Source organism: Brevibacillus sp. NRRL NRS-603, from assembly GCF_003013445.1.
In the GTDB taxonomy this organism is placed as follows: Bacteria; Bacillota; Bacilli; order Brevibacillales; family Brevibacillaceae; genus Brevibacillus; species Brevibacillus formosus.
Window position 1 is genome coordinate 1 of record NZ_PXZN01000071.1, and the last position, 21,203, is coordinate 21,203.

Here is a 21,203-nt window from a genome sequence, read left to right on the forward strand (position 1 = left end):
ATTATATATTTTCTGATATTCAAGAAAAATATGTTTTATTGAATAAATATTCATGATAGGAATATGGAATAGTTTTCCTCCCCGCCGACAGCCGCTGGAGGGCAAGCTGTATAGGCAAATGGTCATGTCTCTTGACCAGGTAAATAATGATTTTTCCATTCAGTAGATAAAAAAAGTGGTTAGCAGCGAAACGTCTGCTCAACCACTTTTTCGTGTAAAGACAAATAGTTTTCCATCCGCGTTCAACACTTGTGTCCCTTGGGCAAGCTCGATCCAAGATCGCGCCCAGTGTACATGCCCACAGCAGACGAGTACTGGAGGGTGCTGCTGCAAGCACTCACGAATTTCAGGCAAGCCCTGCAGATCGAATGAAGGCTCATCCGGCCCTTGATGAAGCAACAAAATGTCAGGCTGCTTCCGAAGCAGCTCCCGCATTCCTTTCAGGAACTCCTTCCTTTCCCTCCGATTCGGTTTATCCGCACGACCTACGATTCCGCCCAGACCCGCAATACGGAGCTGGCTGACTTGCACCATTTCAGGATCATTGATTACGGTGATATCTGCCATGCCTTGAAGCTGGGCGAAGGAACCCGAGTCAAACAAATCGTGATTGCCAACAACCCCGACCACCTCTCCAAACTCGCGTTGAAAAGCATGCCATACGGAGGAGGGATCGCCGCTACTTCCCCGTTTCCATGGATCGGCATACAAGTCTCCGCATAGCAAGACCAGAACGCGTTTTCTTGAAATGAATGGCTTTTCGATTTGGAGTAACAGGGAAACCATCTCTGGCAACGCTTCGCCAAGCAGTACCTGCTGCTCGTGCCGAGACTCTATCACCCCTTGCAGATCGGAAGTAATGATGATCGCATCATAAGCATCAGGAATATTCGCCATTTCCCCAAAAAAGATAGGCAACCTGCTCGGAACAACACCTTTGCCATTCGCTCCTGCTGCTAGATAGGGAACCTGCTCGACGGGCTCTTCTTCGATTTTGGTAATCTGAATCACGAACGAAGCTGCTCCCTGACTGCCATCAATGCAAAACCGAGCAAATTTTCTCCCCGCCACTTTTCGGGCTGTTCCGCATGCGGATGATCTTGGGCCATGCCAATCCCCCAAATCCGATCATAAGGACTGGCTTCAACAATAATGCGGTCACCTGTGTTCAAGAGGTATGCTTTCAAATCGGCATGCTGGCTGAATTTTAACAGGTTTGCCTGGCGAACGATCGCCGTCTTGTTCGCATTCCACACAGCCTCGTCGAAGGAATGAACCTTTCGTCCCAATTCCTTGGCTTGTTTTGGATGGCTTTTCTTGAGTATCTCATCACGGATGGCAACATCGCCGAACAGCTCAGCCTTTTTCGCCATCATGTAATGCTCAGCGGTCAAGTACGTGATACCCTCCTCTACAAAAGCGGCCGGATACCATTGGCTGAAGCAAGATTTATCGATCGTGCCTGACTCCTTCTGTGTATGTCCCCAAAAGAACAAGTATTTCACTCTTGTCTTTTGCGATTCTTTGATTAAGGTTTGGACGTCATGTATGTGCGCCATCGTGTTATCCCCATCTTTCTTTTATAAACAATCCCATGTATACGAAACCTTTGAAAAATCCAGACGAAGCAAATCCTCCCTGCGAACGAAGAAGTTGCCCACTCCGCTATCTCCCCACGAGACATAATAATCGTATTTGTCGCCCTCCATGTCCAGTTGGAGGAGCAGCTCCCATCCATCCTGATTCACATACTTCTGGGTAAAGTAGGGATATCCTCCAATCCGTGACCCGCTTGCATCGGCGAGGTCCCAATATTTTGAGTAGGCCACTTCATCCTCGTGGGTAGGCAGCTGAAATTTTACAGCCTGTGGATCTCGATGAGGGACGTACTGCGACTCTCGTTTTCCTGTCAGCTTGTATGGCCCGCCCAGTACCGGACTGTACACGTCGGGGTCCTCTGGTTGAAAGGGGTCGATTTCCTGTGTGTCGATGATCTCCTCAAAATGGAGCACTTGAAAGGATTGGTCCATCAATCCGAAGGTATCATCCTCCTTGACAAAAAAACTGGTCAATCCACTAGCGGGGTAGCCATCGAGTCGCGGCATTTGCGCCCAGTTGATTTGTGCGAGAAACAAGTAGTCGTTTCCGTCTTCATCCTGTGGGTATGGCATTTCTGGCGGCAGCCAAGGCTTTCCGCCCACCTTGCTATCCGTTAAGGTAGCCGCTTCTTTCGTCAGGGTGAGCTTGATGGATGACTTTGCGGATTTTTGGATGTGCTCCAAAAATTCTGGGGTCCATTGGTTATTTGCATCTAAGAAGTTCATAGAAGATCACCTCGGAATTGAAACATATGGAAAATGGTTAGATTCATTTTATCTGAACCATCTGCCTATCCGCAAATTTCTTACATCACTTGCGAAGCAGGATGCCAGCCTGTGGTATGCCGAGCCAGAAGCCCGACGCAGGCATGGCAATCGCGCCGACCACGCATATCCCGAGTATCGTCCACCCAAAGGCAGCTGGCGTCTCCATTCCCTTCTTTTTCATCAGCCAATCCGCCATATATCCAAGCAACATCAGCAAAAAGCCAAACATCATAAACCAGAAAGCAGCAACTTCCTCTAGCCCTACCGCATTCCAAAAACCGTTTGCAACGATCTGCTGAAGCGGCTCCGCGTATAAAAACAGACCGACAACTGTATGCAGCAGTCCTGTAATGATGAGAGTGAAACCCATTTGGCGCTTGATCCCACTTACCATGTCAATTCTCTCCTCTCAAATTGGCCTATTCCTTAGAAATGTTAATTTTTTGAGCTCTCGGACAGTCTTGTTCATCCTGTAACACATCAATCATGCTGTCGATCACTGACCGCGATGCGAGTAGCCATTCTTTGCAGGCATTTTTCACATGGCGCTCGGTTCCGTACTGTTCCATGTTCGCAAGAATCGTCAGCACCCGATTCAATCCTGTACCTCTCAATGCTGAGCAGCCCCTTCCCTTGCGCTAAACCGAATGATCAGCCGATCTTCCGCATATTTCGCTCCCGTAACCTGTCGTCCCATTAATACGCGTGGCAAGATAACTTTTCGCTTGTAGGCACCCGCATTTACGGTCAATTCATCCCCTGTTTGGGTTAAATCCAAGGCTGCTTTATCCACAAAAGGAAGCATCAGCTCCAAATGCAGCTCGCCGTCCACTTCTCGAATCAGTTCCGTTCTGCCTTGGTAAAGCTTGGCGGATGGGTCCTCTGTTCTAAAAACGATATCAGCCAATTCTTCTAGAACAGGAAGCCCAATCACTTCCTTTGGCATCATCGGTGCTTTCAAAATCGGCAGCGGCTGAAAGTTTTCCACGATTTCGTTCTCATACTTCCGTTGCAGCTCTCGCCAGTGGGCAAAAAATCCTTCTCCCGCTTCATCCGGAAGCACCCGATTCACGATGATGGCATCCGTATTGAACCCGAACAGATTCAAGTACGTAAACGAGCGCTTTGCTTCCGCCAGCACCATTTTTTCCGGGTTTACTACGATCCTCACTGATGTGATCTCCGGGTCCAAAACAATGCGTTGCATTTCCTCCAACCCTCGTGCGAGCTGCTCGACGCTGTCTAGCACATCATCAGAAGGAAGCTCTACTTTGTTCACGATCTTGGCCACTGGGCGAACGAGTTTGATCAGCTTGCGCTCGGTCGGAAAAATTTTCTCCAACCACCAATTCAATACGTTGGGATAACTAAGCAGACGCAGTGTTTCTCCGGTCGGAGCACAATCGACTACCAGGACGTCGAACTGCCCGCTCAGGGCGTGTTCCTTGATCTGTAGCAAACTGAACATTTCCTCCATGCCAGGAAAAACGAGCATCTCCTCCGTTGTTATATCAGTCAGCTGCGCTTTGTCGAGCAGTGTTGTCAGCCAGCCCTGCACTGCTCCCCAGTTGCGCTCGGTTTCCCGCAAGCTGTTGACTTCCTGTCCCCATAAATTTTCGCTGATTGGTACGGGATCTGGTCCGATCACAGTCCCCAATGAATCTGCCAAACTGTGTGCGGCATCCGTACTGAGTACGAGCGTCCTCTTTCCCTGCTTTGCCAGCTTAACAGCTGTTGCTGCTGCAACACTCGTCTTCCCAACTCCACCTTTGCCGGTGTAAATGACGATTCTCATCTCGACTCTCTCCTTCACGATCCATTTAGTACGATTTCGTAGTAATTAGACAAAAAAAGAAGCAGGCTCGATCAGACTATTCCTCAATGTTGATCTTGATGGAACGAACCTTTGTTTCACGAGGCTTGACAGGCCCTCCGTCCTGAAATACCTTGGCGGCTTTGAGTAAAAGGGTAGTGAATTGCTCCATTTCTTCCGGCGTAAATGCCTCCTGAAGCCTGCCCAGCATCGTCAGCATCACTTGCTCTGATTCTTTTGCAAGCTGTTTGCCTGGTTGTGTCAGTGTGACGAGCTTCACCCGTTGATCCTCTACAGAGGTAGCCCTCGCGATGTACCCTTTGCGTTCAAGCCGTTTCGCGATGCTGGTCATCGAACTAAGCGGCGCCCCCATCTCTTGCGCCAGCTCTGACATGGTCAAATCTCCTCGAAACAGCAATATGAGGAGGGTCGACAAATCAGAGCGAGTCAGTTTTTCTTCAAGCTGCATCGTATCGGACATAAAGGCGAACGGACGCAAACCGGTTTTCAGAAAGAGGTCATATAGTTGCTGCATACCGGCGACTCCTTTTAGTACGATTTCGTAGTAATTTCCTCTTCAATTTATTACATATTTTAGGGAATGTCAACAGGCGTAAAAAGTATACCCTGCTGGGCTGACGTACATATTAAAGCTGTTACAACTGACAGGGGGAATCAAAATGAATAAACAGCGCGCGAAAGAAATCGCCGCTTCACCCGTTATGGCGAATGTGACCTGCGATGGAGTACCCGTATACATCCAGCACATCGATGACGACAACGACATGGCGAGGATTTACCCGCTCGACCAGCCTGATCAGGAGATGAGCGTTCCTGTGGCCAGCTTGCGGGAGCACGGTGAGTACTGATTTTCGTCACAACAACGAATGAGGGGACCTGTAGCGAATCCGCAGGTCCCCTCGTCTTTTTTCATTGTACAATGACCTTACAGCAAGCCTTGGATGAACGGCAGCTCCAAATTCTCGATCATTTTTTTCTGACTCGCCGCCAATTTTGCTGCGATCTGCTCCTTGCGTGCGATGGCCTCCCAGGTGGAGGAAAGAATTCTTTCACCTAATTGCGGCTCGCCTGTTGACACGATGAGCTCCGGGAGATCCAGTGAATAAGCGAAGTCAATTCCCTTGATGCGATACGCCAAACAAACGAACGGAACACCCGCAGCGGCACTCAGCACATTCGCATGCAATTTAAAGTTGATCGTTGCTTGAAAGCCTTTCATCAGTTGCAGCATTCGCTTATGATCGTGCAGCTCCAGGTCGAGAATTGTATGAGCTGGATCGTCGATTTTTTTGTACAGTCTTTTTATGGCTTCCCGATCCGGTCCCCACATGGTGAGCAAGTGGATGTCGTAGCCTGCCTTGATCAGTTTCTTGGCTGCATATACAAGCCCATCTTCAACTGCGGTCTCGTTTTTCCCATAAATCCGGTTATAGGACGTACCCCAGTTGATACCAATCGTGGATCGCTTGCTTTTATCTGCCACTGTTGGCAATGATGCGGGAATAAGCAGCATCCCCGGGTCTCCGCTAATCGCTGCCCTTTCTCCCACTCCCGCTTGCTGGAGGTATTGGAGTGTAAGTGGTCCGCGTACACCAAAAAACGTGGCATGCTCGGCGATTTTTTGCAGCATGTGGCTCATTTTATCTTGGCCAGTTATCAGCTTGTTCGTCAATCTGCCGGAAGAATCCAGCTCGACTTGATCCTGCGAGTCAAATCCGCTTCCCCAGACCCATAGATTTTTTTTCTGTTCAACCGCACGATAAGCTACATCCACATACCCCGGGATGAGAAGCGATCCTCCCCCCAAAACGACGGTGTCATACGGGCTTAAATCCTTCAGATCAATCCCGGGCAGGGAAGGTATTACCTTGTATTGTGTAGGGTCGAGGTATTTGCATGACAAATCGTAAAAGGCATGCCACATCAGCTCATCGCCCAAATTGTTGAACCCTAACCAGCCAACGTACAAAATTTTTTTCATGCTTGCCGCCCCCCCTCCATTCTTTATTTGCGCATAAATGGTAAGCAAGGAGGCACACTTTTGCGTGATATGAAAATGGTTTTGGACCCACGCTCTTCCTTGACCTCCTATTTCCTTCAATTGACTACGGTCGTTACATGCTTGACGCAAAGCACTATCAATCAACGAAGGAGACGGCTTCTGCACGGAGGAGTGGTCACCGAAGTAACAATCCCAAGCTAAGTCGTAGGACGAAGGTTCGACCAAACCAACGTAGCCATGATTTCCGATCGCAAGCACGGGCTTTCCGCACGCCATCGCTTCGAGTGCGACCCTCCCTGTTCCAATCACCAAATCACTGATTGCGTAATACGGCCGGACGTCGGTTTGCTCCCCCACAATGTGAATATAGGGCTGCCCTGCGGCTTTATTCAGCGCTTTTGCCAGCTCATGAACATGAATGGCCTGGGCACCCGAACCCACCACCACGATATGCAGATTGGGGATTTCACTGCGCAACGTTTTGGTTGCCCGCAATACCATGTTGCACACCGTCGCTTTTTGCCAAGCCAGCCTGCTGACATACGTAACCACTGTGGCATCGGGCGGCAATGTCGGCATATCAGCCCTACTTGCGAAGCCAGACTGAAACTCTTCCATATCAACCCCATTGGAAATAAGGGTGGTTTTTACCCCTCGCCTTTGCCAGAATAGTTGGACAGGTTTACTCACACTGATAACGGCGGAGCAGAGCTGTGCTACTTTTATCGCCTCATCCTTTGGGTAGTACGTTCCATGCAAGGTGAACACGACAGGGATGCCGAGCTCATTGGCTGCCGTAGCGGCAAGAAAGCCTGATGGCGTCTGATGCACATGGACAATGGTAATACTATGCTTCTTCATACATGCACGGTAACACTCGATCAGATGCTGTCTGCGTGCCTGGAGCGGCTCACGTGCGGATTCTATCGGTTCAACCAAAAAGCCTGCATCAACAAATTCTTGGTAGAGGGGGCCATTGCCACCTGCATAAAACAGTTGGACGCCTTTTTTCCTCAATGCTTTACCCATGCTAAGAACATGTGTCTCCGTTCCGCCTGTCCTCAAACTGTCCAGCACCATCAATATCCGATCATTACTGCTAGTCAACTTTTTACCCTCCCTTCTTCCGATAATAGTGGGCCGAACGCTGCTCAGCGTGGGTGCGGTAATAATACAATGCTTCTGCTATATTGTTCACGCCTGCTCTCGCATTCAAAGCTTTGGCGATAAATTCGTAGTCTTCTGCACCCTCAATCCGGCGTGTCGGGCCACCAATCTGGTCAAACAATTGTCCTCGAAACATGCAGGTTCCATGACAGACGCAGTGTCCCCCGTTTCCGTATACTTTGCGAATGTCATCGTCGTACTTGATCCATCCAGCGAGCTGCTTTTTTTCCGGATTATCGGTCGAAAACGCATAGTAATTCGTACCGACCAAATCGATCTGGGGATGATTTTTCAAGTATTCAACCTGCCGCGAAAGACGCAGGATATGGGAGAAATCATCCGAGTCCTGAATCGCGATGAACTCGCCTCTGCTCAGGTAATGCCCGACGTTGATGGCACCCGAAAAGCCAATATTGCGAGGGAGCTCATGAATCAGCACCTGATTCTCTCTTGGAAAAAACCTTTTATTCTCTTCGAGCCATTCTCTGGCCACTTCTACGGAATGATCTGTCGATGCATCGTCGATCAGGACAATCTCCCAATTCTCATAGGTTTGCTGGAGAATGCTGTCCAAGCATTCACGTATATAAGCCGCCCTGTTGAAATTGGTAATGACGACACTTACGAGACCTTCTATTCGCTCTCTTGCCAAGTTTCATTTCCTCCTTCCAGTGTTCTTGTTTTCCCATCGCATCCTCGCTAGCGTCCTTTCGCCAGAAACTGCAAGGCTTCCACGTGGTCACCCGCAATCTGTTCGACGGCAGGGGGCATTCCGGAGCTGGCGAAGTGTTTTTCTGGCCGGAGTCGGTTGCAGGTGAAGCTGTTCACCTGATGAACCAATTCCATCTTTACACCTGCCTGTGCGTATGCTGCTTGTGCTTTTGGCGGGCAAAGCAGTATGTGCCACCCGAGCGGAGCAACCGCTTCCCTGCGTAAGGCAAAGGGGACGGTCACCATAGACCCGATCCCCAAATCCTTACGATTCAAAGCCAAGTTGAGAGCTTGGCGACAAGCCACAAAGAGATTGTCTGCGCAAGGTTGATTCAAAAATACAGAAACATCATTCAGGGCCACGTCCACGCCACACTCGCAAGCGAGAACAAATGGATACAGATCATGAGCGGTCATAATCGTATCCGCATCGACAAACAACAGGATGTCGCCTTTCGACAGACTTGCTCCAATTGCCCGGCCTGTGTCTACGCCTAATGCATATGGGAACTCTACGGTCGTCACGCCGCATTCACGGGCAAGCTGTGCTGTTTGATCAACCGAGCCATTGACGACCACGATAATTTCAACTGGCTCCAGCCGAAGAACTTCACGGATCACTTGCTGGATCGTCGCTGCCTCGTTAAGGGCTGGAATAATCACGGATACCGTTTTCCCACCGTAAAGAGTTGTACCTCGCAGGGGCCATTTCCCTACCTGCGTTACAGGCATACTACTGTTTTTACCGTGCACATTCTCTGCTATATCTCTTCGCCTGCCTCTATCGGACAGTCCGCCGCGAAAGGGAAGACGCGAGACGAGATCAAGCTGTTCGGCAATCACCAGCTTTTCATACAAAGAGAGCTCTTTGAGCAACGAACCGTGAAGCTGCGGCAAAAACATCCGTTCTTCCGTTCCCGTTCCAATAGCTTGTGTCGTAATGGACAGTCCGCTCACAACTGCCCGCTTGTGTGCTTGGGCAGGCTGTGCCAACTGTTCCACTCCAATTTTGGAAAGTGCCTCTCTGGTCATCGCGTGAGGTGTATCCAGCAAAGAAGCTTCACGCAGGTCAGAGCGACCAAAGAGGTTATTTACCAGCAGGGAAAAACTGTGGATAGGTCTTGGTTTTGTCATCTTCCTTTGTCGCATATCCTGCTGGGGCAAAACGACCTGTGCATTTCCATATAAAATTGGGAACAAGAAGCGCTGCAATCCAGACAGCGAATCAATTTGTTCTTCGCCGAGAAAAAGCAGGACACTCCCTCTTGCATGCTTGGCAGCCTCTCCTCGCCATGAGAAAAGATTCTCAACAGCCTCTGCAAGTTCGACACGAACATCAGAGCCAAGCTCCAGGGCCCTTGTCGAAATCACGATGGTCTCCAGAGGTGCAAGCTGTTTGCAAGCGGCGATCAGCTTTGGCAGATGAGCTGTCCCAAGCATGGCAGGAATTAAAATGGATAGGGGCACGTGGCCCCTTCTCCCTTGCCGCTCTGCCATTAGAGAACGCGCACATACGTGATGCGATCGAGTTGAAAGATCACTGTTTGGCCACCGCCATAGCCTGGCTCACTTGCTGCAAGCAAGGTTAATGTCGAATTGGTCACACCGAGCAACTCACCGGTAGTCACGTCGAATCCAGTTACGACTTGTACACTATCGCCTATAAACGTTCTCAATTTCTGTACATAGTTCATTTGTCTTCTCCTCCTTACACCTCATGAACATAATTAATTTGCGTGAAACGAATCTCCACACGTGAACCGCTTGGCTCTATGATTTCAGCATAGTCCCGACCAACCTCATTCAGGACCCCTGTGACACTTCCTGCATCTGTTCCCAGCTCTACGGTTTCATTCAAATAGCGCAGAAGTACTTTGCGAAAAGAATCTTGTCGCAGCAAATCACTGTGGTTTTCTTGCAGAAATGCGGCGAATTCTTCTGCGTACAGTTCTTTGCGAAGCGAACAACGAACAGCTTCTTCCTTGTCATTTTCGACTTCCTCGTCTCTTTCGTCTTTCCCCCAGACGAGACGTCGTAGCCCTTGAAAATACTCTTTCAACTCTTTTTCATTCACAATTATTTTCATCTGGTCACTCTCATCTCCTTGATCCTACTCTTTTGATTTTTTCGCCGCTTGTACACGGTATACAAGTAAGCTAAAAAACGTACTAGGACAACTGTGTAATTTTTTGGTTTTAATGAAAAGTTCACAGAGTTTTTACCGAACAACAAAAAAAGACTGCGAAAAGTATTCGCAGCCTTCCTTCGTATTCTACAACTCTTTCATTGTTACGTACTGTTTTGTCTAACTCTTTGCCACCTGTGCCTTTTCGTCCCTGTTCTTGCCTAGCTCATGCTTGATGAACAGATAGCTCTCAATTTCCCGAAGGAGGTAGAACAGCGAGGCACGCGTCTCAAATTCCTCCCGCGTTCGCGGCAAATCTGCTGCCTTGATCTCCTCTTGCATTACGCGCAGTTGGTCGATAAAGCGGTAGGCGGTATTGCCCGGATGTACCGAGTGGCTGATACGCTCAAGAAAATCTGCGATCCGATGGCTCTCTGCCACCTGATTGTCCAAAGATGAGACGATCGGCATCATGCGTTCCAATAGCTCAAACTGCTTTTGCCGCATCACAAAATACTCGTAGTACGAATCGTTGCGACGTCCCAAGCGATTGCCAACATCTCGTGAAGCCAACCGAATCGCCGTTTCCAATACACCAGTTGTTTCGATCAATTCTTTCCCGTCCCAATCACTTTCTCCGTGACGCAAGTAGTAACAGAACTCCCGCAAGATTTTGCTGAACAGCTTCTCCACCTTTACTTGCATCCCTTTTAGCTCTTTATCGAGACTCGGCATGTACAGATTGACCAGTAGGGCTACGCCCACACCGATGACGAGCAGAGCGACCTCATTCAGCAATAGCATCCCGTCGATTCTCTTTGACGAATACAAATGCATGAGCACAACCATGCTGTTGACAAAGCCTTCCTGAATGCCAAAACGCACCGCGAGAGGCAAGAAAAGCAAAATGAAAAGGAGAATGGCAATCGGCGTATAGCCCATAAGGGAGAACAGACAAACACCGATACCCAGACCCAATAAACTGGCCAGAATCCGATTCCACGCTGTCTGAAACGATTGCTTGACTGTTACCTGAATACACAAGATCGTAATGATCCCCGCTGAAGAAGCAAACATCAAGCCTAGCTGCTGGGCGATCAGAATCGAGATAGCCGTTCCAATGGCTGTTTTTAACGTGCGATAACCAATTTTAAACTTGAGAAAGCCCAGTCTTGTTCCCCTCCGCTGTCAAAAATGCTTTCCTGTTTACTTTAACAAAAAGTGTCCGGGAACCAAAGACAAGGTTTCATAAATTTTCGCAGGAATGTCGGCGCAGGTACTCTTGCAGTGAGAAGTGGCTGTTCAAGCATTTTCATAAGTCCATTATCGCCTGCCGGTACGCCGTTTATCACGATCAACAATAGGCCCAAACAAAAAAATCCGCCACTGCGACTATCTCGCAAAGCGGATTTTTGGGGATGTTGATTATACTTCCAGCTTTTTCGCCAGTGTTTCTACGTTCAATACGTTCCCTACAAGGAAGTTGCCGAATTCACCGAAGCGCGCACTCACTTCGTCAAAGCGCATTTCGTAGACGATATGCTTGAATTCGAGCGGATCGTTGGCAAAGAGGGTAACGCCCCACTCCCAATCGTCGAAACCAACAGAGCCACCGATGATTTGCTTCACGCGGCCAGCGTAGGAGCGACCAATCAAGCCGTGAGAGCGCATCATTTCTTGGCGCTCCTGCATGGAGAGCATGTACCAGTTGTCTTGCAGATCACGCTTTTTGTTCATTGGATAGAAGCAAATGTGCTCCCATTTTGGCAGGATCGGATAGAGGCGGTCGCGCACGTGCGGATTCGCTTTTGGATCTTCACCTGGGTTATGTACATAGTTGCTCAGCTCTACTACGGATACATACGAATAAGGAGCTTCTGTATAAGCAGCAAAGCGGGTTTTATTGAACGCTGTTTTGATCTCATCGAGTTCTTGCATAGTTGGACGCAGGAACATGAACACGAGGTCTGCTTTGTGTCCCAGGATGGAGTACACAGCCGTGCTTCCTTGGTTCTCGCCCTCATTCGCTTCCCATGTGCGGATCAATGCATTCAGCTCGTCCAACGCTTCTTGGCGTTCTGCTGCGGACGCTGCTTTCCACTTTTCCCAATTGATGGTGCGGAAATTATGATACGTATACCAACCTTCTAATGTAAGCAACGCTTCGTTTGCGCTCATTCTAAAATCAGCTCCTTTGAAAAATCTGGTGACCTTCTTGCAACATTCCCAGTATAGCATAAGGAACAAGTGCGTATTCCGAACAGATTGGTGAACAAGCAAAATGAAAACCAAGCGGTGCATTAAATGCCGCTTGGTTTCGTTCCTGCCAGCACGGAGGTTGTCAGCTTGCTCGCTGCTTCCTGATCTACAATAACGGTTACATCCGGATGCAATTGCAATAAGGAAGCTGGTACATCTGCCGTAGGCTCTTCCTCTAGCATCAATCGCACTGCTTCTGCCTTTGCCTCTCCACTTGCAAGAAGTACGACTTTTTTAGCGCCAAGAATCGTCTTGATCCCCATGGAAATGGCCTGAGTCGGCACCTGATCCACACTATCGAAATAACGGGCATTTGCTTCAATCGTACTGTCAGTGAGCTGGACCACACGCGTCACCGAGTCGGCAGGGGAGCCAGGCTCGTTGAAGCCAATATGGCCGTTATTGCCGATCCCCAGCACCTGGATGTCGATCCCGCCTGCCAATCGGATCGCTTCCTCATAGCGTGCACACTCTGCCAAATGGTCTGTCGTATTCCCAACTGGCACATGTGTTTTCTCCGCAGGAATGTTGATGTGATTGAACAAGTTTTCTTCCATATACGAGCGATAGCTTTGCGGATGAGTCGAGGAAAGCCCGACGTATTCATCCAGATTAAAGCTGCTCACTTGCGAAAAATCGATTCTCTCCGCTTGCGACAGCTTGATGAGCTCACGGTACATCCCTACTGGTGTGCCTCCGGTTGCAAGGCCAAGGACGGTCTTCGGATTTGCTTTTACTTCGCTCACGAGCATTTCAGCAGCTTTTCTGCTAAGCTCCGCGTAATCTTTCACCACCACGAGTTTCATTTCCAACCACTCCTATTCCATATGAGATAAGTTCAAAAAGTCGTCTTTTCAGCATCGAGAAAGTGGCGAGAACCTGAAGAAGGAGGAGCGGAGTGTAGGTAAACTACATGAGCACCGGACTTCGAAGGTGAACGCCAATTTCGAAGTCGAATGAGCTCCCTGTACTACTTCATGATCAAAAGATGACTTTTTGAACTACCACTTAATATTTTCTCTCTAGGACAGCCTTCGCTGTTCTCTCTTTATATAAAAGGGCCTTTTCCTTGTTGCGCATCGTGATTGTCGTACTGATGACATCCAGTACATGCAGCTGTGCAATTTTGGCTGCGAGAGAGCCTCCCTGCAACGGACCTTCTTGCGCTGCGGTCAAAAGCGTAATGTCCGCTACATTCGTAATCGGTGAGCGTCGATAGTGCGTCAGGCAAATGCAAGTTGCGCCTGCCTGTTTGGCGACTTTCAATGAATCAATCGTGTCTTTCGTACTGCCTGATACAGACAAACCAATCGCGACATCCCCCGGTCCCAGAGTTGCCGCAGCCATCGCTTGTAGATGCGATTCATTAAAAGCGTCTACGCGCAGCCCGATCCGCAAGAACGTGTATTTGGCATCCTGGGCTGTTACTGCTGATGTACCTACCCCGTAAAAATGGATCGTGTTTGCTTTTTGCAAAAGATCTACACAGCGCTCCAGCTGTTCGATTTGAAGCAGGGCTGAGGTATCTCCAATTGCCTGTTGATTGGTTGCGGTCACTTTGTGCGTAATGATGTCCAGTGAATCGTCTTCTCCTACCTCGCCATGCAAGTTTTTGACTGGATTGACCAATTCCTGCGCCAATGCCAGCTTGAACTCCTGGTAGCCATGGAAGCCTATTTTCCTGCAAAATCGCAAAACGGTCGTCTCACCCACTCCGGCCTTTTCAGCAAGGTCAATCACCGATGAATAAATCACGCTGTCTGTCTGCTGCAAGACGATATGGGCAACCTTTTGCTCCGATTTCGTAAAGGAAGGAAGGAGACTCTGAATATGCAAAAGCGTATTTGTCTTCGTCATGGCAGCTGTCAATGGATGGGACAGCTCCTCCTGCTGTTTCACCATATGGCTCGCTCCCCCTTGAATAAAAGTCAGGATTCCCACAGTTGTTTTTACCCAAAACAAAATAGCTGTATTTCTACAGCTATTATATCAAAAAAGGAGTTATCCGCCATATTTATATTTTTCAGTGGAGTAATTCTCCAAATCGTCAAAATGCGGTAAACAAAATGGTCGGACATGTTGCGACTCGAAAAGATCCGCTCATGGCTACTGGAACCAGAACCAGATCGAGCGTCACGATTTCTCCTGCACCTAGCGTTACTGTCCCTCTCGCTTCTCCACTCCCCATCGCATTGGCTACAACCAGGTAGGTGCCAGGAGCAAGACCAGTCACCTTGTACCTGCCGAAGCTGTCTGTTTGGACGACCACAGTCGTTATGATTGGTTGATTCACCGTTTGCACATACACGGACGCCCCAACAACTGGCAAACCTGTTAAACCAGATCGAACCGTTCCTTGTATCGTACCCGTTTGAGAAAGGCGGATGATGATAAAGGTTGTTTGGTTCGGCAAGACGACTGCTTCTGCCTGACCGGTACCAATGCCCGGGATGGTCCCGATAACGGTATACGTCCCCGGAGCCACATTGACAAAATGGAATGTTCCATCCGGCTCAGCCAGGATATTTTGCAGGCGAATCTGGTTTGAAAGGAATAGCGACAATTGAATATTGTTACCACTTGCTTGACTTCCGTCTGGCAAGAGGACAATGCCGGATATCGTCCCGACGAATGGCAATAGCTCGACTGTTGTCGCGGTCGTCTGCCCTCTTGCGACCGTAACTGTACTGTAATGTGTCCCGAAGCCATCTGCGCTTGCGATGACATTGTACTCTCCGTCCGCCAAGCCTTTCACCTGGAATTGTCCACTCTGGTTCGTAACGGTGTTGGCAACAAACAAGCCGTTTGAAAACAACTGAATCGCAACGGCCGCCCCTGTGATCGGGAGTCCCGTCAACTGATTGGTCACCTGTCCGAGGATGTTGCCTGGAAGAGGAGACATCGTGAGAATGACTCCGCTGATTGTCTGTCCAGATGGCACTGTTATGCTTTGTGTTGCTGTTTCGTAGCTATCTTCACTTGCGCTAATCAAATACGTCCCAGGCGGAAGGTTACCAACAGAGAAATTGCCCAAGTCATCCGTGATTGCACTGCCGAACAATGTTCCATGTGAATCCTTCACCTGCACCAATGCATTGGGAACAACACCTCCACTAGCAGCCTGTACCTGACCTGTTACAGTAGCTGGAAAAGGGGGAAGCCCCACATCTATCGTAGTCGTCTGCCCGGAAAAAATCGTCGCACCAACAGGCTGTGTGGTGTAGTTTTGAGTGCTTATCGCAAGTGTATAGGTTAATGGAGCCAAGCCGTCGATTTTAAACTGCCCGAGACCATCCGTAATCGTACGAGACAACAAGTTGTTTGTGCCAGGGAAATAGATCAATACTTCCGCCCCTACCAGTGGCGTACCATCAAACGCATCCCTGACAGTGCCCTCCAAAACACCAGGATTCGGGTTCAACGGGATATTGACAGTAGCTGTTCCCCCAGGAGCTACATCAAAGGAGACACTCTCCCTCTGATAGCTTTCGTTCCTTGCCAAAATGGTGTAATTTCCAGCCACAAATCCATCGATGAAGTATATCCCCTGAGCGTCTGTCTGGGTAGAAAAGAGAATCGTGTTATTGTTGCCCAGCAAGCGGACGAGCGTATTCGGCAATGGAGTGGCGAGAAGGGCGTCACTAATTTGTCCTGTGACATTTGCAGGCAGACTCTGCAAAGAAAAATCAAGACCAGTAGTCGCTCCCAATCCGACCATAGCTGTCGAAGCCTCAGCAGCAAATCCCGTAGCACTCGCAATCAGTGTATAGCTCCCCGGGGAAAGTCCACTCACCATATACTGCCCCTGCTCATTCGTCAGGACAATAGCCAGTATCGTTCCAGACGGACTTCCTTGTCGAATAGTAATGACCGCACCGGCAATCGGCGAGGCCGTACCTACCTCTCGAACTGTACCAGCAATCCCACCGGGCAACTGGTTTAACGCAAAGCTTAATACGGACGCCGCACCAGCTTGTATCTGTGCGCCAGCTACATCGCTTGCATATCCAGTTGCATTGACATTGACGGTGTACCCTCCGGGAGCCAGTCTATCAAGCGAAAAGTTTCCAGTTGCATCTGTCAGTACAGAGCCCACAGCGGCACGAGTGCTGTCGAAGACGGTTACCGTTGCGCCAATGATCGGCAAGCCCGTCTCCAGATCAATCACAACGCCAGATAAACTGCCAGGATTAGGAACTAATGCCTGCTGAAAGTTGGCGGTAATGCCCCCTTGCAAAATAACCGCCTGCGAGACGGATACAAAATTCGGCGCAGAAACAGTCACATTCACGACACCCGGTGGAAGCTTCTCTGCCAAAAAATTTCCTTGATCGTCTGTCAATAATTGAGCAAGCACAACACCATGGTCATCCGTAATGAGCACGGTGGTTCCCGGAATCCCGAATCCCGTCATCTGATTGGTAACCACACCCGAGATAGCCGCCGGCAAGTCAGGTAACGTGACGGTCGTTGAAGTTGCCGTATTGGCAGTCACGATTACGCCGATACTTCCTACCGCATACCCAGGCGCTGAAGCGATGACGGTGTAAACGCCGGGAGCGACACTCGCAAAGAAAAACACGCCCGATTCATTCGCCAGCAAGCTCTGTATGACGGCTTGATTGCTATCCATCAGCTTGACGTTGATTTCGCTTCCCGTAACAGGTACGCCCAAGCTGTTTATAACACTTCCCACAATGGACCCAGGCATGGGCAAAAGCGCCACGCTAGCCCCCGTCGTTTCTCCGCTGACTACATTGGCCCCTACTGATTGATCAGCATAGCTAGGTGCACTTACCGTGACGGTATAAGCACCCGGCAACAGATGTTCAATCAAATAGCTGCCTGTCTGGTCGGTACTTGCTGTAGCCACTACATTTCCGTCACTTATGGAACGAATCAGAACAATTGCTCCTGCAATGAATATCGCGGGATTCGTCGCGTCTGTTACCTGTCCACTAATCCCGCCTGCATTCGCCTCAAGAGTAAAGTCTACTCCGGTTTTATTTTCACCGGGTCCAAGTGTAACTCCAACCGAGCCTGTAACATATTCAGGGGCACTTGCCACCACGACAAATGATCCGGTAGGCAGGTTGCCAATTGTATAGGCCCCGTTTGAATCCGTATAACCAAAGCCTATTGTCGTCTCGTTCAAATCCAGAATCCGGACAACGGCATTGACAATCGGCTGCATCCCCGTATCTAGCACGGTTCCAGAAATACTGGCTGGATTCGGGATAAGCGTAAAGGAAACGTTCGCCGTCTGCCCAGGCTGGACGATTGCCCCAACAGATTGAACAGCGTAGCCAGAAGCCGTAGATGTAAGGACATAAGAGCCTGGTGCCACCCCTGAAAATGAAAACGCCCCATTCCCATCTGCGACGACAGTACCGATCAACAGGTTATTGATATCAAACAATTGAATGGTAGTTCCCGCTACGACAGGTGCTACTATACCGCTAATAAAACCGAAATCCTGATTGAGCTGAAGCTGGACAGGAGTAGTTGTATTCGCGAGCACAAATGCCCCGACATGATTGGACTGAAAGCCATCCGCTGAAGCACTGATGACGTATTGACCTTGCGCCAAGCCCGTGATAACAAAGCTTCCTTGACTATCGCTGTAAACCGAATGCACGACAGAGCCATTGGAATCGAGTGCATTTACTTGTGCACCTGCTATCGGCTGTAACGTCCCTGCAGCGAGCACCTGACCTTGGATCTCACCCGGGCTCGCAAACAACGATAAGCTGACAGGTGTATTCGTATTCGCAAGTACAGTGACGGAAGCGCTGTTCGTTTCATAATTGGCTGCACGGGCGGTAATGGTGTAAACGCCGGGTGCAAGCCCTGTGATCTCGTAGTTCCCAGACAGATCGCTATTTGCATGGGCGACAATTGCCCCTGCTTGGTTCAACACGCTAACCTCTATCGTAGCACCTGCTATCGGCAGACCCGAGATAGCATCCAAAATCGAGCCTGAAATACTTCCCGGCAAGTCTGCCAGCTGTACATTCACCGTTGTTGTCGTCAATGAGGTGACGATTGCCCCTGTGATCACTGTCGTTTTATTCGGAGCAGATACGATGACGACGTACGCCTGCGGCAGCAGATCAGGTACCACATACTGTCCACTTCCATCCGTCAATACAGTAGCAACAACAGCACCTGCTGCCGTATTTTCCCTAATGATGACAGTGGCACCCTGAATCGGCTGATTGCCGCTGTCGACTACCTGTCCTGCGATTGATCCCGGAGAAGCTTGCAGGACAAAAGCAAGGGACGATATTTCCTGAGGAAGCACAGTTGAGCCCAGCACACCAGTGGAATAACCAGAAGCCGAAGCGATTACGGTATACGTGCCAGGAGCTAAGTGCGGGAAGGAAAAGGTGCCTGCGCTGTCGGTAATGGCCTGCGCCACAGGAACATTTCCCTTCAATACAATGACAGTGGCATTATCAAGCGGATTGCTTCCTGTGTCCGAGACAGTCCCATTCAATACGCCTGCCAGTTTTTCCAATTGGAGGTCAACCGGTGTAGTAGCTCCAGGATTGATATCTATCCCAACGGTTTGACCCGCATACCCCTCTGCAGCAGCCGTAAGGACATAGGTTTGGGGACCTAGCAAGGATAAAAAGTAGTCCCCATTCGCGTCGGTTAATGTCTCTCCTACAGAAATCCCTGAACGAGTTACCACCTTGATGCTCGCATTTGGGATTCCCTCACCCGTTTGCGCATCGGAAATGGTTCCACTTACCGTTCCAAATGCAATCGTCAAAGAAAAATTAAGTACCTTGGCATCGCCCACTTGCAGACTGATTCCAGCTAATTGTGTGGAAAAGCCCGCGGCACTGACACGGATTTGATAAACACCTTCTGCGAGCTTGGTCAGCAGATACGTGCCAGCTCCATCTGTTGTCGTTTCCGTCAGCGTAATACCTGTCTGGTTCAGCACTTCCACCAATGCCCCCGCAATCGGTATGCCGCCAGGACCTGTTACCAGTCCGGAAAGCTGGGCAACGGATGTTTGGAGCACTGCATTTTGTGTAGTCGTCTGGGCTCGAATGACATTGATTGCGACTGTCGCTGGCTGGAATGTATCCGCACTGACTGCAAGGGTATAGGCACCGGGCACGACATTGGTAAACTGATAGGTTCCCCCTGCGCCTGTCACTGTCTGGTTTACGGTCACGCCTGTCGTATTAATAAGCTTGACCACTGCCCCTGAGATGGGGGCCAATCCGATATCGGTTATCGTCCCGTTCACCTGACCTGGACTTGGAGGAAGCAAAATATCTGCTCTTGTGGTTTGCCCTGCCAAAACACTCACGAATTGAATTTTGGGGTCATAGGTCGGCGCGGTCACCGACACAGAATACAGACCAGGGGCCAATCCAGTAAACGAATAGGCACCATCTGTGTCTGTTGTCGTCGTTCCGATTAGTACGGGAATCGAATCATATAGCTGAACCTGCGCACCTGCTACAGGCAAGTTCGTGGACTGGTCAAGCACCACGCCTGCAACACTTCCAGCCAAGTTAACCGTGATGACAATATTATCCTGAACAGGAGAAAGCGTCCCGCCAGAAAAACTGTCTACACCAGTGACTGTCGCTGTGTTTAACCGCCGCGTTCCGCCTGGAGAGACAGCGAAAACCCCACTGACCGTAAACGACAAGCTGGCAGTAGAACCAGCGGCCAAATTCCCGATCGTCCAGCTGAGTACCTTCGTCAGGGGATTGTAACTGACAGAGCCAGTGCTTGTTGCATTTACCGTAAAAGCCGTTACCTGATCCAGCTCGATCAAATCGTTGACAATGACTGTTGTTGCCTGGCTCTTCCCGGTATTAGTCACAGTGATCGAACCTGTCCATTGCGATAGTTGTCCTGTGGTAACCACGGCTGATCCTGCTGTTACCTGCTTGGCAATCGCAAGTTTCGCACGTACATCTCCCGCAGATATTGTAGTGTTATTACTCTGGGAATTTTCAAAGGTATAGCCCTCACTGATTCGAAGAGAGTCCTTGTTGTAGTTATTTTCATTCGCGGAAGTAAACGGCAGGAAACGAAGGGAAGTAAGAGAGGTAACACCGATCGTTGAAAAAAAAGTAGCAGCCGGCATGACGAGATCAATGAAGTAATCAGGATTGCCGCTAAAATTAGAGCCGTCATTCGTTACCCGCACACGAGCCGTGTCAAAATTGATGATCGGCGCTTGCCAGTTTGGCGCTCCACTGCCGTTTGTGCCTTCTGCCGGATCATTCCAAGAGTTGAATTCTACGACCGTGTTTTGGATCAAGGCAATGCGATTGCGCAAGCCCTGCACACTTAACATCCATTGATAGGTGCCAGCCACTCCAGTTGTATTGATTAAATAACCCCAGGAAAAATTTTGAAAACCCGTTTTTTGCGAATTTCTTGGATCTTCATTGACTCTCATCCGAAAGTAGAGATACGTTCCATCGTACGCTGAAAAGGCAACGGGAAACGTAGAGTTTCCTACCAAGTCGACAGAGCCGGGACTTTCATCGTTTGGGACGTCTCCGAATGGACTTCCCCCGAGTATAAACGGGATAAATTGACTGTCAGAAGGATAGGCCATTTTTGTTCCTCACCTCTTCCCTCTAACATATGTACATAGAGTGAGATGGCCCCCGCCCTCCCTTTGCTAATTGGCTTATCCGTGCCCGTCCCTACAAAAAAAGGGCTTTCGCCCGCAAATATTTCTTGCGAGGAAAC

The 21,203-nt window shown here is 49.5% G+C and carries 18 protein-coding genes; 1 reads left to right on the top strand and 17 read right to left on the bottom strand.

The window, feature by feature from the left end:
* Positions 1-198 precede the first annotated feature (198 nt).
* From C7R94_RS27650 to C7R94_RS27680, 7 genes are all read right to left on the bottom strand, one after another.
* The gene (locus C7R94_RS27650) at positions 199-1,011 is read right to left on the bottom strand and encodes a metallophosphoesterase family protein (RefSeq protein ID WP_106785790.1); all 813 of its coding nucleotides are present in this window, start codon (positions 1,009-1,011) and stop codon (positions 199-201) included.
* Positions 1,008-1,559: a riboflavin biosynthesis intermediates N-glycosidase gene (locus C7R94_RS27655; RefSeq protein WP_106785791.1), complete on the bottom strand. Its 552-nt coding sequence runs from the start codon at positions 1,557-1,559 to the stop codon at positions 1,008-1,010. The genes C7R94_RS27650 and C7R94_RS27655 overlap by 4 nt, the downstream gene beginning before the upstream one ends.
* A gap of 21 nt (positions 1,560-1,580) precedes the next feature.
* Positions 1,581-2,324: a YwqG family protein gene (locus tag C7R94_RS27660; RefSeq protein WP_106785792.1), complete on the bottom strand. Its 744-nt coding sequence runs from the start codon at positions 2,322-2,324 to the stop codon at positions 1,581-1,583.
* 85 nt (positions 2,325-2,409) lie between these two features.
* A complete protein-coding gene (locus tag C7R94_RS27665; RefSeq protein WP_106785793.1) occupies positions 2,410-2,760 on the bottom strand; it encodes a DUF6463 family protein in 351 nt (116 codons plus the stop codon).
* 25 nt (positions 2,761-2,785) lie between these two features.
* Complete coding sequence (locus C7R94_RS27670) at positions 2,786-2,980, bottom strand: hypothetical protein (protein ID WP_106785794.1); 195 nt, start codon at positions 2,978-2,980, stop codon at positions 2,786-2,788.
* Entirely contained in the window at positions 2,977-4,161 is a 1,185-nt protein-coding gene (locus C7R94_RS27675) for an ArsA family ATPase (RefSeq protein WP_106785795.1), read from the bottom strand. The genes C7R94_RS27670 and C7R94_RS27675 overlap by 4 nt, the downstream gene beginning before the upstream one ends.
* Positions 4,162-4,237: 76 nt before the next feature.
* Positions 4,238-4,714, bottom strand: a complete 477-nt coding sequence (locus tag C7R94_RS27680; protein ID WP_047071339.1) for a MarR family winged helix-turn-helix transcriptional regulator — start codon at positions 4,712-4,714, stop codon at positions 4,238-4,240.
* 145 nt (positions 4,715-4,859) lie between these two features.
* On the opposite strand from C7R94_RS27680, the gene C7R94_RS27685 reads away from it, so the two are divergent.
* Positions 4,860-5,048 (top strand): small acid-soluble spore protein H, encoded by a 189-nt coding sequence (locus tag C7R94_RS27685; RefSeq protein WP_106785796.1) that lies wholly within the window; start codon positions 4,860-4,862, stop codon positions 5,046-5,048.
* Between the two features lie 77 nt (positions 5,049-5,125).
* Here C7R94_RS27685 and C7R94_RS27690 read toward each other — a convergent pair whose 3' ends face one another.
* The 10 genes from C7R94_RS27690 to C7R94_RS27735 all read right to left on the bottom strand — a co-directional run bounded on the left by C7R94_RS27690 (position 5,126) and on the right by C7R94_RS27735 (position 21,066).
* On the bottom strand, positions 5,126-7,309 hold the full coding sequence (locus C7R94_RS27690; RefSeq protein WP_106785797.1) for a glycosyltransferase: 2,184 nt from the start codon (positions 7,307-7,309) through the stop codon (positions 5,126-5,128).
* Positions 7,310-7,313: 4 nt separating this feature from the next.
* A complete protein-coding gene (locus C7R94_RS27695) occupies positions 7,314-8,021 on the bottom strand; it encodes a glycosyltransferase family 2 protein (protein WP_106785798.1) in 708 nt (235 codons plus the stop codon).
* Between the two features lie 47 nt (positions 8,022-8,068).
* Positions 8,069-9,547 carry a glycosyltransferase family 2 protein gene (locus tag C7R94_RS27700; RefSeq protein ID WP_233220689.1) on the bottom strand — a complete coding sequence of 493 codons (1,479 nt, stop codon included), beginning with the start codon at positions 9,545-9,547 and terminating at the stop codon, positions 8,069-8,071.
* Positions 9,548-9,576: 29 nt separating this feature from the next.
* Positions 9,577-9,774, bottom strand: a complete 198-nt coding sequence (locus C7R94_RS27705; protein WP_047071332.1) for a hypothetical protein — start codon at positions 9,772-9,774, stop codon at positions 9,577-9,579.
* Positions 9,775-9,788: 14 nt separating this feature from the next.
* Positions 9,789-10,166: a hypothetical protein gene (locus C7R94_RS27710; RefSeq protein ID WP_047071330.1), complete on the bottom strand. Its 378-nt coding sequence runs from the start codon at positions 10,164-10,166 to the stop codon at positions 9,789-9,791.
* 219 nt (positions 10,167-10,385) lie between these two features.
* Entirely contained in the window at positions 10,386-11,375 is a 990-nt protein-coding gene (locus C7R94_RS27715) for an aromatic acid exporter family protein (RefSeq protein ID WP_106785799.1), read from the bottom strand.
* Positions 11,376-11,630: 255 nt separating this feature from the next.
* The gene (gene hemQ / locus C7R94_RS27720) at positions 11,631-12,383 is read right to left on the bottom strand and encodes a hydrogen peroxide-dependent heme synthase (RefSeq protein WP_007715842.1); all 753 of its coding nucleotides are present in this window, start codon (positions 12,381-12,383) and stop codon (positions 11,631-11,633) included.
* Positions 12,384-12,505: 122 nt separating this feature from the next.
* Complete coding sequence (nagB, locus tag C7R94_RS27725; RefSeq protein ID WP_106785800.1) at positions 12,506-13,270, bottom strand: glucosamine-6-phosphate deaminase; 765 nt, start codon at positions 13,268-13,270, stop codon at positions 12,506-12,508.
* A 202-nt stretch (positions 13,271-13,472) separates the two neighbouring features.
* Positions 13,473-14,366: a MurR/RpiR family transcriptional regulator gene (locus tag C7R94_RS27730; protein ID WP_106785801.1), complete on the bottom strand. Its 894-nt coding sequence runs from the start codon at positions 14,364-14,366 to the stop codon at positions 13,473-13,475.
* 145 nt (positions 14,367-14,511) lie between these two features.
* A complete protein-coding gene (locus C7R94_RS27735) occupies positions 14,512-21,066 on the bottom strand; it encodes a carboxypeptidase regulatory-like domain-containing protein (RefSeq protein ID WP_106785802.1) in 6,555 nt (2,184 codons plus the stop codon).
* Positions 21,067-21,203: the final 137 nt, after the last annotated feature.

What these genes read in the sequence shown, in the direction of transcription:
- C7R94_RS27710 (WP_047071330.1), bottom strand. Translation starts at nt 10,166, where the DNA reads ATGAAAATAATTGTGAATGAAAAAGAGTTGAAAGAGTATTTTCAAGGG.
- C7R94_RS27730 (WP_106785801.1), bottom strand. Translation starts at nt 14,366, where the DNA reads ATGGTGAAACAGCAGGAGGAGCTGTCCCATCCATTGACAGCTGCCATG.
- hemQ (WP_007715842.1), bottom strand. Translation starts at nt 12,383, where the DNA reads ATGAGCGCAAACGAAGCGTTGCTTACATTAGAAGGTTGGTATACGTAT.
- C7R94_RS27735 (WP_106785802.1), bottom strand. Translation starts at nt 21,066, where the DNA reads ATGGCCTATCCTTCTGACAGTCAATTTATCCCGTTTATACTCGGGGGA.
- C7R94_RS27655 (WP_106785791.1), bottom strand. Translation starts at nt 1,559, where the DNA reads ATGGCGCACATACATGACGTCCAAACCTTAATCAAAGAATCGCAAAAG.
- C7R94_RS27665 (WP_106785793.1), bottom strand. Translation starts at nt 2,760, where the DNA reads ATGGTAAGTGGGATCAAGCGCCAAATGGGTTTCACTCTCATCATTACA.
- nagB (WP_106785800.1), bottom strand. Translation starts at nt 13,270, where the DNA reads ATGAAACTCGTGGTGGTGAAAGATTACGCGGAGCTTAGCAGAAAAGCT.
- C7R94_RS27680 (WP_047071339.1), bottom strand. Translation starts at nt 4,714, where the DNA reads ATGCAGCAACTATATGACCTCTTTCTGAAAACCGGTTTGCGTCCGTTC.
- C7R94_RS27660 (WP_106785792.1), bottom strand. Translation starts at nt 2,324, where the DNA reads ATGAACTTCTTAGATGCAAATAACCAATGGACCCCAGAATTTTTGGAG.
- C7R94_RS27685 (WP_106785796.1), top strand. Translation starts at nt 4,860, where the DNA reads ATGAATAAACAGCGCGCGAAAGAAATCGCCGCTTCACCCGTTATGGCG.
- C7R94_RS27705 (WP_047071332.1), bottom strand. Translation starts at nt 9,774, where the DNA reads ATGAACTATGTACAGAAATTGAGAACGTTTATAGGCGATAGTGTACAA.
- C7R94_RS27675 (WP_106785795.1), bottom strand. Translation starts at nt 4,161, where the DNA reads ATGAGAATCGTCATTTACACCGGCAAAGGTGGAGTTGGGAAGACGAGT.